Here is a 13,795-nt window from a genome sequence, read left to right as displayed (position 1 = left end):
TTCTGCAAAGATCATTGCCTATACAAACCTTAATGCCCCCCCCGTCACAGGGGAAGCCGGTTACAGAAACTTAACTTTGACTCAAATTAGCGTCTACGTAGATGGGCCTGCCAAACCGTTTTTTAGCATTACATCGAACTCGATAGGCATAGGTGTCTGTCAATGATCCGCCTCATTGAAAAAGGCCTGATGTTCGGCAACCTTGTCCACATCTCCAGCCCGGCTCTGGTCGAGCGGTATAATCGCGCGCTGCAGCATCTGGCTGGCAAGACTACGGCGTTGACGGATTTCCATGTCGATATCTCGGGCTACTCGCCGGAGGTGGGGATTGAGCTGGACGACCCGCTCTACCTCAACCCCAATGGCGTCAACCGGCAGTTCATTCTATTGACAACCGAGCAGAAACGCGCGCCTTTGCTGAACGTCAAATTCTCGACCTCGCGCGATATTCTGCGCGAATTTATCGAGATGAATGAGGCGCAGTTGTTTGCCCTGACCGCCACCAATGCGGTGGCCGGAGAGCTGGTGAACTCGGTCTTCATACTCACAACGCCCAATGATCTGCTGAACCTGCGCAAGATCGAGATTGAGGCCGATACCGCAGGCGGCACGCTGCGCAAGGCCGAGCAGCTGGCGGGCATGGTCGAAAAGTTCAAAACCGAGGAGGATGCCTGGTTCGATGATGTGCTGATCGCCCGGATGATCGAAACGGCGAAAGAAACCGGAGACGTCACCCGCAACCCGGTCCACCTCCGCCACACGGCGTTTGAGCAGCGCAACTTCTGGACGGCGCATTTCGGCGGGCTGTACCTGTTTCCCGACATGGATCACCCGGCGGCGATTTGCATGGGCGAAAAGCCCGATGGTCTGAAAATCAAGTACACGTTTGACCCGTCTCAACGAAACCAGATTGCTAAATTCCTCGACTATAACGATCTGGTGGAACCCATCGTGAAGGCGCGCGGCGTGGATGCGGCGGCGATCCTTCAGCAAAAGATGGATTTTCTGACCGTTGCCGCCGCCGCAGATGCTGATGTTGATCTGATGGGGCTGGATCGCCGCGATATGAGGCGTTTGGCGCGAAACCACTCGGATCGCTTGCCCGAGGCATATCACGGTCTCGCCCAACTCTTGCGCTGGGCGACGGATGGGGGGCCTTGGCCGCGGATCACATCGGACCATCCGGCGTATTTCTACACGTTGCGCGCCGCGGATACGCCGTACCGCGATTTGGTGAATATGTTGCTGTCCGAACTGGCTCCGCTGGACCCCCGCCAGATGTTCATCTGTCACAAAGAGCTGTTCTACAAAACCTATGCCACGTGGCCCGAGGCCAAAAAGGCCTATGTTGCCGAGTTTCTGGCCCGCGAGTATCAAGTGGATAAATCCGGTGCCCGTGCGGCTCTGTTCGGTCATGAACCGGACATGAGCGGAGAAGATCGTGTCAGCGATACAATCATCGCGCGGGTCGGACCTTGGGGCGCCGTCGGGAGGAGTTGATATGTTTGGAGCGATGCGCCTGTTTCTGGTCCTGCTGGTTCTGCAGACAATTGCCTATTTCGCGCTGTCGCTTTATTCGCGCGGCGTCCGACGTCGCAAGCTTGAGACGTGGTGGGACGAGAAGGGCAAACAGGGAAACAAAGAGGCCTTTGTGGAACGCGGGCTGCACGTCTATGACAATTCGTTCCGGCGCAAACTGATCCTGGCGGTTTATATTGTCCCTTGGGTGGCAATCGGCGCATTGATCTACATCGTGAATTATATGTGAGGGTTACAGCATGGCCTATGTGAAATGGGCATTCATTATCATCTTCTGGGGCAGTGTCGCTGTGATCCTGCAATACTCGCTGCCGCAGCATGATGTTGTGCGCATCGTGAACACCTATGAAGAACGGCAAGATCTGAACGACTGGACCCGTATTTTCTGGTCCGAGCCCGAAGACCAATCTGCCAGCCTGTCGAACCGCGACGTGCAGTTTATCCAGGCCGTCCGTGCTAACGGGAAGCCCATCGTCTATCGGAACGAGGATACCGGCTGGGGCTGGCCGTTCTATTTCAAGTTCGACACCGCCAACCTGTACACCGAGGCCAATGACGCGATCTCGGACAAGAACAACCCCGACTGGGTTGTTGTAACCCATTATGGCTGGCGCAATGAGTTCATGTCTATCTTCCCTAACGCCGTCTTTATCAAACCGGTCGACGGGCCGGACGTGCGGATCATCCCGTGGTTCAACATTGTCTTCCTGACGGTCTTTGCTGCCATTGTCTGGGCGCTTTGGGTACGCTGGCGCCGGTTCCGTCAGGCTCGGATCGACCCAATGCTCGAGTCGATGGAAGATGGGATCTATGCCGCAGGCGACGCTATCGATGAACGGCGCGGTCGTTTCCGCCGTTGGCTGGATAGTTGGAAATCAAAATAGGGGCCCGACCCGTGAAGGGGGCCTCTATCGTACGATGAATTCGGCATGCAGGGCGCCCGCGGCTTTGATCGTTTTCAAAATGTCGATCATGTCGCGCGGCGAAACCCCCAGGGCGTTCAGCCCGGCCACGACCTCTGACAGGGTGGTGGCTTCGGGGATCTCGGCCAGGCCGGTGCCTTCTTCCTCTTCGATGCCTGCGAAGGTTCTGGGCACCACGACGGTCTCTCCGTCAGCGAACGGGTTGGGTTGTATGGCAATCGGAGCCTCTTCCACTGTCAAAGTCAGGTTGCCTTGAGACACCGCGACCCGAGAAATCCGAACCTCTTGCCCCATGACAATCGTACCCGAGCGCTGATCGACCACAACGCGGGCCTTGGTTTCAGGCTCAACTAGAATGTTTTCGATCCGACCGATAGCGTGCGCTGTGGACACGGACTGAGTGGCTGCGATGTTCAGTTCAACGGTTCCGGAATCGCGCATGATGGCCACGGCGCGATTGAATTCACGGTTGATGGCCGTTTCAATCCGCCCCGCTGTCGTAAAATCAGGCTCACGCAGGGCCAGCCGCATCTGGGTCAGGGTGGACAAATCAAAGTCGATCTCGCGCTCGACCCGCGCGCCGGATGGGATCACGCCCGAGGTGGGAACGCCCCGGACAACGGACGCGGCCTCACCTTCAGCCGATGCGCCACCTGCCAGCACTGTGCCTTGGGCAACAGCGTAGATCTGTCCGTCCGCCGCGTTCAGCGGGGTCATGATCAGCGTGCCGCCCAACAGGCTACTTGAATCCCCGATGGCCGAGACAGTGACGTCGATTTGCCCTCCGACCCGCGAAAACGGGGGGAGGCTGGCCGTCACAAGGACGGCGGCCACGTTCTTGGGGCGAAAATCCTCGCCATTCACATTCACGCCCAGCCGTTCGAGGATGTTGGACATGATCTCTTCGGTGAAGGGGGAATTCCGCAACCCGTCGCCGGTTCCATTCAGGCCTACGACAAGGCCGTAGCCGACCAGGTCGTTGCCGCGCACCCCGTCGAAATCAACCAGATTTTTCAGGCGGATTGCGCCGGCGAAAGCAAGGCAGGGCATCAGAGCCAAAAGAAAAACAAGAACCCTCATCTCAGGAAGTTCACCAGTGATAGGTTCGCATTGCGAACGGTGACGGAATAGAGGCTTTCCAATTGGAACTGCACGGCCTGAAGCTTGGTGGCCGTTTCATAAGGATCGGCCTCGATCAGGGCGTTGCGAGTGTATTCCAGACTGGTGCGCCCGGCGGCGTTGCGGGTTGTCGCCTGTTCGACACGCGCTTCGGCGGCACCGACCTCGGCCCTTAAAATGACCGTGTCATCCTGCGCATTTGCCAGAGCAACACCCAATTGCTTGAACAACCCGGTGCGCTGATCGTTTGGCACCGCCAAGGCATCGTCGGCAACCAGTGCGGCCACAGCAACATCCCTGAGCGCCGCCTTCAGCGCTGGGTCCGTTGCCGTGATATCGAGAGTAATGCGTTCATTCTCGGCAATCTGCATGGACGGCAGTGCGGCGTTCGACCCTTGGTAGATCACCGCGTCAAAACCTGCAGGGTCGTTGAACCAAGCCTCGGCTGCGTTGCGAATGTCGGTCACAGTCACCAAGCCCGTCAACTCAGCCTCAAGCGCGGTCAGCAAGGTCTCGGCCGATGGCAGCGGCGAGACATCCGTCGCGGTGCCCGAAAACAGGCTGCGGCCGCCAATCCGGGTGTTCAGCGCGGACATCATCGTATCCAGCTCATTGCGGGCCTGGACCGAGGCTTGTTCATGCGTCACAGCGTGGTTCGCCGTACCAAAGGCCAGCAAGGTTGCTGTCATCTCGCCTGTCGATTCACTGAACACGCCGAGGCTTTGCTGCATGGCGTCCGAGAACAGCTTGGCCTCGGACGTGGCGATGCCAAACGCATCCAAACGCGTCAGGCTGCGGTCCAAATCGAGGAGATGCGAATAGTCGCCGCCCAGATGGCCTGAGACGTCCTGCACCTTTCCGGTCGACATTTCATACGACAGGGTTTCAATCTGTTGCTTGATCTGGGTGGACCGGGTCTGCAAGGTCAGACCTCGGGCAAGATCACCTATGGATGTAAGCGTCATGTTTATAGCCTCAATAGGGTGTCCATCAGCTCATCCACGACCGAGATGAGACGCGCATTGGCCGCGTAGGCCTGTTCGATCTGCATCAACTGTTGCAGTTCCTGATCGGTATCAACGCCCTGCTCCGCCTCTAGCTGCTGCATCTGCTTCTGGGCACCGGTGGCGAATGTTTTGCGTTGTTCGGCGACATGGGCATCTGCGCCAACGCGCGACATCATAGCCTCGGCGATCTCTGAGGCGCGCATGTTGCCGGTGCCAAAGATCGCCCCGGCGACCGGGCGGGATTCAACCAGAACGGCGCTGAAGGCCTGCAGCTGGGTCGAATCTCCGGGGTCGTTCGGGGCAGCAGCGCCGAGACCTGCACGCAGCCTCCAGCTGTCGCCACCGGAATCCGGGTCGACGACCGTGTTGAGGCTGATGCGAGAGGCAATCCCGGTCAGCATCGTCAAATCCAGACGGTTTCCGCCGTCCGTGAACAAACCCGGATCGGTGGCCAATGCCGTTGGATCCAACCCGGGTGTTTCAAACCGCTCGACAAGATCACGCGCAACCGTGTCGAGTTGGGTTTGAACCTCGGGCGCAAGCTGGTCGCGGATTTCAAATTGGGCCGCCAGGGCCCCGCCGCGGATCTGAGCGGTATCACCGCTGGTCCGGACCGGGTTTCCGTTCATCTCCAGCCCCGACAGCAAGCCGTTGCCAACAGTCATATGGGGCTGAGTGTCGCCTGTGGTGGTGAAGGAAAACTCAGCCGCTTTGCCTTCAAGCAGGATCAGCCCGCCATCGGAGTAGAGAGAAACACGGTCATTGTCGCGCGGGACGACATTGACCGGAATCAGCTCATTGACCTGGTCGATCAGAACCTGCCGCTGATCCAGAAAGGCATTGATGTCACCGCCTGAGTTCCGGATCGCGGGAATTCTTGCGTTCAGATCCTCGATATCCCTGAGGGTCTGGTTCAGGCTGGCGATATGCGAGCCGATCGTCCGGTCTGCGTCCGAGCGCAGCTGCCGCAATCCTTCGGATGCCCGGTTCAGACTGGCGGCCAGGTCGCTGCCACTGCGGGCCACTTGATCCAAACGCTCGACCGAGTCAGGCAGGCTGGCGGCGGTGATCAGACTGCTTTCGAACTCGGCCAGACGATTGGAGAGAGATGCCGCGTCCTCGGGCGTGCCCACGACCCTTTCAAGCTGAGTGTGAAAGTCGGCCAAAGCGGATTGGTGCGACAGATCGGCGTCGGTGGCGCGGCGATTGGCCGTCAGAACCGGGTCCTGATGCCGAATGATGCCTGCGGTGCGCACGCCATTGCCTGAAATCAGGCTGGTGGTCAGCTCCAATGAGCGTTTCGCGTAGCCGGGCGTCAGGGCGTTGGCAATGTTTCCGGAAACGACCGACGCACCCCGGCTGGTGGCGGTCAGGCCGGTCATGGCGTTGTTCAAAGCTGTCGACAGGTTCATCCGACGGGTCCTTTCCGAGGGTCAAAGTCAGCGTTTGATATTGGTAGTTTCCTGCAGCATCTCATCGACGGTCTGGATCACCTTGGCGCTTGAGGAATAGGCGCGCTGTGTCTTGATCATCGAGGTCAGCTCGGTCGCGACATCCGTGGTGGATTCCTCGCGCGCGAAGGATACAAGGTCTCCGGTTGGGCCCTCGCCCGCATTCCACAGGAAGAACGTGCCACTCTCACGCGACGGTGCGTAGGTCTGGCTATCCAGCGCGGTCAGGCCGTTGGGGTTTGGGACATCTGCCAGAGGGATCTGGAACATGCGGCGGCTGACGCCGGTGTCGTAGAAGGCGTAGACATACCCGTTTTCATCGACCTGAACGCTGGTCATCGTTCCCACCGCTGACCCGTCGCGCGTGATCGAGACGGGGGCGAAGGTGTCCGACAATTGCGTGATCCCATCCGCATCGCCGATCTGGCCGATATTGATCTCCATCGGACCGCCCGCGACGTTCACCACCACGCTGCCGGTTGCCGGATCATACGCCCCACCTGTTACCGGAGTGACCGTGGCAAGCGTACCGCCTGCGGTCCGGCTGTCGGTGAAGGTCAGAGTGTACTCGCCGATCACCGTCCCGCCTGACGCTGAATCGCGCATGATCATGGTCCATTCATTGCTGGAGCCTGTGGCCGGAACGGTTGGTACCAGCTCGATATCGACGCTTTCGGATTTGCCCAGGTTGTCGAAATATTCAACGGACAGGGGCTGTGTATCACCTGGCGCGCCCGCATCTGTTGCGGTCGCGGGCAGGTTCATGCGCAGGTTCATCTGTGTTGTTGGGGCGCCTGACAGCTGGTTCACACTCAGCTGAATGGGCTCAAGCGCCGCTGGCGTATCCCGAGGCACAGCAGGGATCGAGCCATCCGGGTTCGCGCGCCATCCCAGAAGCACCAGACCCGATTCGGTGACCAGATAGCCCTGATCATTGGTGCGAAACGACCCGGTGGTGGTCAGCAGCATCTCATTCGAGCCACCTGCAATCTGCGAGCTTGGCCGCACAGGCAGCATCCCCCGCCCACGCACCGCCAAATCGGTCGAGTTGTTCGTAGTAACCAGCGAGCCGCGTTGATCAATCAGCCGCTGGCTTGTAGTGCGCACACCACCGGCGGAATAGCTGCCCCCCTGGCCCGAGGTGACCATGGAGTGAAAATCCGTCTCCACCCGCTTGTAGCCGTAGGTCGAGGAGTTGGCGATGTTGTCTGAAATCGTAGCCAGCCTGTTGGCATTGGCCTTCAACGCCGCCACACCGGCATTCAGCGAAGAGGAAATGGTCATTGGCACGCCCTTCTGTTGCGTCAATCGTTGATGCAACAGGTAACGCGCTGGGCCTTAACAGCGCGCTAACAGGTAAAATGCCACCTATCCTTTAGCGATTTCGCAGAAAGATCACCTCGATCCGGTTGTTGCGAACGGCCATGGGATTGCTGTTCGACAACTCTCGGTCCGCGTGCCCGGTCACCCGGTCAAGCCGTTGTTCTGAAAACCCTTTATCCTCAAGAAGCTGCCGGACAACCTGCGCCCGCGCGGTGGACAGATCCCAGGCCGGGTTGTCGGCCAGAACCACCGGAGATGCGCTGACATGCCCTTCGACGGCGACGTCATTGCGCACCAGATCCGATGATCGGGCCACCAACAAGGCAAGCGCGCGCATCATCGTGGTCGGCTTGTCTGTTCCCGATTCGAACAGAGGCTGATCCTCGGTGTCGAACAGTTCGACCACCAACCCTTCGTCGGTGACTCGCGTGACGATGTGCTTCAGCACTTTGTCCGACACCATACTCTCGCCCGTGCGCCCTAAAAGCTGCGCTTCGAGTGTCGAGAAATCCTCAGTCGTTCCCTTGCCTGCGCCGTCGGCATCCACCCCGGTGGAGCCGCGCGCTTTTCGGGCATCGGTCGGAAAACGGACGCTTGCACCCGATCCGTCCATCACCATCGTTTTCTCGGAAAACATGTTGTTGCCGCCAAAGGCCCCATCGCCCCCACCCGAGACCGGATTCACCGGAATCGTTGGCGAGAAATAATCCGCCAGCCCTTTGCGTTGTTTTTCGGTCGTTGCATTCAGCAGCCACATCAACATGAAGAAGGCCATCATGGCCGTGACGAAGTCCGCATATGCGACCTTCCACGCGCCACCGTGATGGCCATCGCCACCTGATACACGCTTCTTCTTGATGATGATTGGCGCCGCATTGGTTTGCGCACCCATCTCCACCACCTTTTTATCACCCAGTTACAGGCGTAGCAGTGCAGGTCTTAAGGGCGGCTTAACACTTAAAATGCTTCGGATTTCACTTCATCGTGGCAAGCCTGCCGACGCCCTGCGCAGGATCAGCGACAACCGGTTGAAGCTGTTCTCAATACCCTCCGGATCGGTTTTGCCGAAGAAGCTGTCCAGCTCATCATAAACACGCACGGCCTGATCCAGTACCGGGTCCGACCCCGCGGCATAGAGTCCGGCCCGGATCATCACCTCAGACTGCTCGTAGCTGCCCACAAGCTTGCGGGTTTCCGAGATCATCTGGTTCTGGGCCTCGGTCGCGGCGGCAGGCAGGCTGCGCGACACCGATCGGCTGAGGTCAATCGCGGGGAATCGCCCGCGCTCGGCGATGTCGCGGCTCAGGACGATATGGCCGTCCAGAACGCCACGCAAGATATCCGCAACGGGTTCGTCCATATCGGAGCCAGCGACCAGAACGCTGAAAACGGCAGTGATGTCGCCCTGCGCCTGTGTGCCCGGACCGGCGCGCTCACACAGATTGGCGATCAAAGGGGTCACCGACGGAGGGAACCCACGCAGTGAGGGGGATTCCCCCATCGCCACGGCGATTTCACGATGTGCCTCGGCGAAGCGGGTAACCGAATCGGCCAGGAACAACACATTGAGGCCCTGATCGCGCAGATACTCGGCCACCGACATCGCCGACCACGCGCAGCGGCGACGGGCCAGAGCGGACTGATCCGAGGTCGCCGCCACCACAATAGCGCGTTTCATCGCCTCGGGCCCCAGCGCATGGGTCACGAATTCATTCACCTCGCGCCCGCGTTCCCCGACCAGAGCCACAACAACCGCATCCGCCTGCATCGACCGGGCCAGAGTCGCCAGCAGCGTCGATTTACCCACACCCGAGCCAGCGAAAAGGCCAACGCGCTGGCCCCGCACGATCGGCAGCGTGGTGTTGAGCACTGCCAGGCCCGTGGCCATCCGCTCACCCAGCGGTTTGCGCTCCACGGCGGGCGGAGGAGGTTGCACAATGTCCCGCGCCTGCGCCCCCGGCAGCAGCGGTTTTCCGTCCAGCGCCCGGCCAAACGGGTCAATGACCCGACCCAACCAATGCATCCCGGGCGCAAACTCGGGCGAGGCCTTCAGGCTCACACTGTCGCCAAGGCTGACGCCATCGGGCGCAGAGCCGGGAATCATGTGGATATGCTCGGCCCCCACATGCAGAACTTCGCCCTCAAGATCGGGACCCGCGCGGCGGTGGAGCGTCAACAGGTCACCGATTCGCGCGTGGTCCGTCAGGCCGCTGACCTCGATCACCCCATGCGCCACGCCGGACACAAGGCCCACATGGCGCACCGCGGACAGTCTGTCGAATTGGTATTTCAGAAGCATCGGATCGAGATCGGACATTGTGGGTTCTCCAACTGGGTTCTGAAAACGGTTTCTAAAGGAATCGGGGTTAAGCCTTGATTGAAATTGATCGAGGGAGAAGCCCCGATGTTCTTTGACCTGAACGTCTTTAAGACAGCGTACGCCATGGCAACCCACGCCGGAAAACGGCAGGCCGTCATTGCGCGCAACATGGCCAACACTGATACACCGGGCTACCAGCCCCGCGATATCGAGGCCTTTAAAACCGCATTCGAAAACACCTCGGCCAAGACCGAAATGACCGCCACCCGGCAGGGTCATCTGAACGGCAGCAGCCCAGCCGGGCAGACATGGGCCGAGTTTGAGGCTGAACCGCACGGCGATCCAAATGGCAATGGCGTGTCGCTGGAAGGCGAGATGCTCAAAGCGATTGAGGTCAAGCGCCAGCACGACCGTGCTCTGGCGATCTATCGCTCGTCCATTGGCATTCTGCGCACCAGTCTGGGCCGCGGGTAAGGAGCGTTTGATATGAGCGATTTTTCCCATTCCCTATCCGCCTCGGCCAGTGCGTTGCGCGCGCAGGCGGCCCGATTGCGGCACGTGTCCGAGAATATCTCGAACGCGGATACGCCCGGATACCGGCGTAAGACCGTCCCGTTTGAGACCGTCCAGCAGGACGGCAGGGCGATGGTGCAGGCGGGCCGTGTGCAGCTGGATCGCCGCGACCTGTCGCGCATTCACGACCCGAGTCACCCGCTTGCGGATGAGAGCGGGCACTACCTCGGTTCGAATGTCGATCTGATGATCGAGATCGCCGACGCGCGTGAAGCGCAGCGCAGCTACGAGGCCAATCTGAAAATGTTCGATCAGACGCGGCAGATGTCGTCGTCGCTTATGGAATTGCTTAGAAAATAAAGGAGAACCAGAATGGATATCCGATCCCTGACCGCCGCACAGAACTATACTGTGGCCCGCCCTGCAACGCAGGCCAATCCTGATCATGAAGGTATGGCACAGGGCCTGCGTTCAACGTTTCAGGACTTTGCCACGACCCTCAAGCAAAGCGAGCACATGTCGCAGGCTGCGATGACCGGGCAGGCCGACCCGCATGCGCTGGTGCAGGCGCTGGCCCAGACTGAACTTGCGGTCGAAACGGCCGTGATCGTTCGCAACAAGGTGGTCGAGGCCTATCAGGAAATCCTGAGAATGCCGGTCTGAGCCATGCTGAGCGAAGGTCTGTTCTACGACATCGTCCGTCAGGCGCTTTGGGTCGCGGTGATCACCTCGGTCCCGATCCTGACGGTGGCGCTGATCTCGGGCCTGATCGTGGGTCTGTTTCAGGCCCTCACCTCGGTGCAGGAGATGACGCTGACCTTCGTGCCCAAACTGATCGCCATCGTCATCGTGTTCTGGATTTCGATGGGGTTCATGACCCAGACACTTGTCACGTTTTTCACGGGAACCCTGGTTCCGCTGATCGCAGGAGGTCGCTGATGGATACCGCCTATGTCACCCTGTCCCGCCAATCCGGGCTGATGAATGAAATGCGGCTGGTGGCGAACAATATCGCCAATGCCAACACCACCGGCTATCGCGCGCAGGGGCTGGTGTTCTCGGAATTCGTCCGCGACATGCCGGGTAATCCCTCCCTGTCCATGAGCCGGGCCGAGGCGCGCAATACCTCCCAGCAGCAAGGTGTCCTGACCGAAACCGGAGGGCAGTTCGACTTTGCCATCGAGGGGGACGGCTTCTTCATGGTGGAAACACCCGAAGGCAACCAACTGACCCGCGCGGGCAGCTTCTCACCCAATGCCGAGGGCGATTTAGTCGCACCGGATGGCGCACGGGTGTTGGACAGCAATGGCTCGCCGGTTTTCATCCCGCCCGATGCGGCCTCGATTGATGTGGGCAGCGATGGGACGCTTAGTGTCGAGGGGCAATTGCTGGGTCAAATCGGGGTCTACCGTGTCGAAGACCTCAAGGATCTGGTGCGTGAAGGCAATACGCGGTTCAGTACCACCGGCAATATTGACCCCGTTGATGAGCCTGTTGTCCTGCACCGTTTTCTCGAAGGGTCGAATGTCAACGCCATCGCTCAGGTGACCCGGCTGATCGAAATCCAGCGCGCTTACGAATTGGGTCAGAGCTTTCTCGAAACCGAACATGAACGGGTACGCGGCGCGCTCAAGGCGCTGATGCGCTAAGAAAGGAGACATCCCATGTGGGCATTGAAAATCGCAGCGACAGGTATGACCGCGCAGCAAATGCGGGTCGAGACGATCTCGAACAACCTCGCGAATATGAACACTACCGGATACAATGCGCGCCGGGCCGAGTTCGCGGATCTGCACTACCAACAGATGGCGCGGGCCGGGGCGGTCAATGCGTCCGATGGGACGGTGCTACCAACGGGTATTCAACTGGGTCTGGGCGTGCGCCCGGCCGCTGTGACAGTGCAGCTGGCACAAGGGGCCGTGTCGGCCACGGGCAATGATCTGGACGTGGCCATTGAAGGGCGCGGCTATCTTGAGGTGACGCTGCCCAACGGTCAGGCCGCCTTTACGCGCGATGGCAGTTTGAAACGCTCGGCCGAAGGGCTGATCGTGACATCGGACGGGTTCGCCGTCTCACCCGAGATCACAATCCCGGACGATGCACGGTCCATTTCGATCAATGCCTCAGGCGAGGTCTACGCCTATTTCGACGATGTCCCCGAAGGCCAACGCCTGGGTGAGTTCACCTTGACCAGTTTCTCAAACGCCAAGGGCCTGGAGGCCATTGGCAGCAACCTGTTCAAAGAGACCGAGGCTTCCGGCGCACCGGTACAGGGCGTACCGGGAGAGGACGGATTGGGCACTTTGCGGCAAGGGTATCTTGAGGACAGCTCGGTCGATGCTGTGCGCGAGGTGACGGAACTGATCGAGGCCCAGCGGGGCTATGAGATGAACGCCAAGGTCATCACCGCCGTCGATCAGATGATGAGCGCAACGACGCAGGTGCGCTGATGCGTGTGTTGCTGTTGAGCCTGGCCCTGATGGCGCCAGTTGGGGCCCTCGCCGAGATTGTGGTGCCGACCCGGACGATCCGCGCGAAAGAGATCATCTCGCCCGCGGATCTTGAGACAAAGGCCCGTGACCTGCCGGGGGCTGTAACCGATCCGAATGCGCTGATCGGGCAGGAGGCCCGCGCCGCACTCTATCCTGGCCGCCCCATTCGCGCGGCGGATGTCGGACCACCCGCGCTTGTGGATCGCAATGATCTGGTCGTTCTGGTGTTCAGCAGCCAGCCGCTGTCGATCACCACCGAAGGCCGCGCGCTGGGCCGAGGCGCGGTGGGGGACCGAATTCGTGTAATGAACCTGTCCTCGCGGACAACAGTTACGGGCCGTATCCGGTCTGATGGTCAAATCGAGGTAAAATGATGTCTGGATTGTCAAAACCCCTTCTTCTTGCGGTACTTACGATTTCGGCCTGCGGGCGACTGGATCACCTGGGCAAACCGCCCAGCTTCACCCCGACCGAGGATTCGCCGGAACAGGTGGCGATGCTGTGGCCGGGCCTGCCCTTGCATACTCAACCGCAGCGAACGGTGGATCGGTCGTCGCTTTGGAGTGGGGGGCAGCAGTCGCTGCTTGGTGACCAGAGGGCCATCAAGAAAGGCGATATCCTGACCGTCGTGATTGAGCTGGATGAAGAGGCTGAGATTTCCAACAACACCAACAGGTCGCGGTCAGGATCTGAAAATCTGTCGGTGCCGCACCTGTTCGGATTGCCACAAAGGGCACAGGGTAAACTGGCCGAAGGGGCCTCGTTCGACGAGGCCGTTGGGATCGAGTCTGAGGCCTCAAGCTCTGGCCGCGGTTCGGTGCGACGGAATGAGAAACTGACCCTGCGCGTGGCCGCGACGGTGATCGATGTGCTGCCGAACGGAGTTCTCTCGATCTCGGGCGCGCAAGAGCTGCGCGTGAATTTCGAACTGCGAGAGCTGCTGGTCGCAGGCTATGTGCGCCCGCAGGACATCTCTCGCAAGAATGAGATTACCTACGACAAAATTGCCTCGGCGCGTGTGTCCTATGGTGGTCGCGGGCAGATCACGGATGTGCAACAGCCGCGCTATGGCCAGCAGATTCTCGATACCGTTTTGCCGTTCTAAGGG

At 59.9% G+C, this 13,795-nt stretch carries 17 protein-coding genes; 11 read left to right on the top strand and 6 right to left on the bottom strand.

Annotated features, from left to right (window positions below; genetic code table 11):
- Positions 1-162 precede the first annotated feature (162 nt).
- From ACR0IP_RS04685 to ACR0IP_RS04675, 3 genes are read left to right on the top strand one after another with little or no spacing between them, the layout of a single operon-like run.
- Positions 163-1,500 carry a DUF6638 family protein gene (locus ACR0IP_RS04685; protein ID WP_480524104.1) on the top strand — a complete coding sequence of 446 codons (1,338 nt, stop codon included), beginning with the start codon at positions 163-165 and terminating at the stop codon, positions 1,498-1,500.
- A 1-nt stretch (position 1,501) separates the two neighbouring features.
- A complete protein-coding gene (locus ACR0IP_RS04680) occupies positions 1,502-1,768 on the top strand; it encodes a hypothetical protein (protein ID WP_170379920.1) in 267 nt (88 codons plus the stop codon).
- Between the two features lie 10 nt (positions 1,769-1,778).
- Positions 1,779-2,423: a DUF1523 family protein gene (locus tag ACR0IP_RS04675; protein WP_170689426.1), complete on the top strand. Its 645-nt coding sequence runs from the start codon at positions 1,779-1,781 to the stop codon at positions 2,421-2,423.
- A 24-nt stretch (positions 2,424-2,447) separates the two neighbouring features.
- On the opposite strand, the gene ACR0IP_RS04670 is transcribed toward ACR0IP_RS04675, so the two are convergent.
- The 6 genes from ACR0IP_RS04670 to ACR0IP_RS04645 form a co-directional block, all read right to left on the bottom strand.
- Positions 2,448-3,542 carry a flagellar basal body P-ring protein FlgI gene (locus tag ACR0IP_RS04670; RefSeq protein ID WP_480524102.1) on the bottom strand — a complete coding sequence of 365 codons (1,095 nt, stop codon included), beginning with the start codon at positions 3,540-3,542 and terminating at the stop codon, positions 2,448-2,450.
- Positions 3,539-4,546: a flagellin gene (locus tag ACR0IP_RS04665; protein WP_170679278.1), complete on the bottom strand. Its 1,008-nt coding sequence runs from the start codon at positions 4,544-4,546 to the stop codon at positions 3,539-3,541. Before ACR0IP_RS04665 ends, ACR0IP_RS04670 begins: the two co-directional genes overlap by 4 nt.
- A 2-nt stretch (positions 4,547-4,548) precedes the next feature.
- Positions 4,549-6,000, bottom strand: coding sequence for a flagellar hook-associated protein FlgK (gene flgK, locus ACR0IP_RS04660; RefSeq protein WP_480524100.1), 1,452 nt, complete (start codon positions 5,998-6,000; stop codon positions 4,549-4,551).
- A gap of 27 nt (positions 6,001-6,027) precedes the next feature.
- Positions 6,028-7,323 (bottom strand): flagellar hook protein FlgE, encoded by a 1,296-nt coding sequence (locus ACR0IP_RS04655; protein ID WP_480524098.1) that lies wholly within the window; start codon positions 7,321-7,323, stop codon positions 6,028-6,030.
- A 91-nt stretch (positions 7,324-7,414) separates the two neighbouring features.
- Positions 7,415-8,254, bottom strand: a complete 840-nt coding sequence (locus ACR0IP_RS04650) for a flagellar motor protein MotB (RefSeq protein WP_480524096.1) — start codon at positions 8,252-8,254, stop codon at positions 7,415-7,417.
- Positions 8,255-8,341: 87 nt separating this feature from the next.
- On the bottom strand, positions 8,342-9,679 hold the full coding sequence (locus tag ACR0IP_RS04645; RefSeq protein ID WP_480524094.1) for a FliI/YscN family ATPase: 1,338 nt from the start codon (positions 9,677-9,679) through the stop codon (positions 8,342-8,344).
- A gap of 87 nt (positions 9,680-9,766) precedes the next feature.
- Here ACR0IP_RS04645 and ACR0IP_RS04640 point away from each other — a divergent pair, with 87 nt between their 5' ends.
- From ACR0IP_RS04640 to flgH, 8 genes are read left to right on the top strand one after another with little or no spacing between them, the layout of a single operon-like run.
- Positions 9,767-10,156 carry a FlgB family protein gene (locus ACR0IP_RS04640; protein WP_480524092.1) on the top strand — a complete coding sequence of 130 codons (390 nt, stop codon included), beginning with the start codon at positions 9,767-9,769 and terminating at the stop codon, positions 10,154-10,156.
- A 12-nt stretch (positions 10,157-10,168) separates the two neighbouring features.
- Positions 10,169-10,555: a flagellar basal body rod protein FlgC gene (flgC, locus tag ACR0IP_RS04635; protein ID WP_170689418.1), complete on the top strand. Its 387-nt coding sequence runs from the start codon at positions 10,169-10,171 to the stop codon at positions 10,553-10,555.
- A gap of 12 nt (positions 10,556-10,567) precedes the next feature.
- Entirely contained in the window at positions 10,568-10,858 is a 291-nt protein-coding gene (gene fliE / locus ACR0IP_RS04630) for a flagellar hook-basal body complex protein FliE (protein ID WP_170379937.1), read from the top strand.
- A gap of 3 nt (positions 10,859-10,861) precedes the next feature.
- On the top strand, positions 10,862-11,134 hold the full coding sequence (locus ACR0IP_RS04625; RefSeq protein WP_170470932.1) for a flagellar biosynthetic protein FliQ: 273 nt from the start codon (positions 10,862-10,864) through the stop codon (positions 11,132-11,134).
- Positions 11,134-11,844, top strand: coding sequence for a flagellar hook-basal body complex protein (locus ACR0IP_RS04620; protein ID WP_480524090.1), 711 nt, complete (start codon positions 11,134-11,136; stop codon positions 11,842-11,844). Before ACR0IP_RS04625 ends, ACR0IP_RS04620 begins: the two co-directional genes overlap by 1 nt.
- A gap of 15 nt (positions 11,845-11,859) precedes the next feature.
- The gene (flgG, locus tag ACR0IP_RS04615) at positions 11,860-12,645 is read left to right on the top strand and encodes a flagellar basal-body rod protein FlgG (protein WP_480524088.1); all 786 of its coding nucleotides are present in this window, start codon (positions 11,860-11,862) and stop codon (positions 12,643-12,645) included.
- Positions 12,645-13,061, top strand: coding sequence for a flagellar basal body P-ring formation chaperone FlgA (flgA, locus tag ACR0IP_RS04610; RefSeq protein ID WP_170379941.1), 417 nt, complete (start codon positions 12,645-12,647; stop codon positions 13,059-13,061). Before flgG ends, flgA begins: the two co-directional genes overlap by 1 nt.
- On the top strand, positions 13,061-13,792 hold the full coding sequence (gene flgH, locus ACR0IP_RS04605; protein WP_170689415.1) for a flagellar basal body L-ring protein FlgH: 732 nt from the start codon (positions 13,061-13,063) through the stop codon (positions 13,790-13,792). Before flgA ends, flgH begins: the two co-directional genes overlap by 1 nt.
- Positions 13,793-13,795: the final 3 nt, after the last annotated feature.

It is taken from the genome of Ruegeria sp. AL11 (genome assembly GCF_056540865.1).
This window is presented reverse-complemented; position numbering and strand designations above follow the sequence as displayed.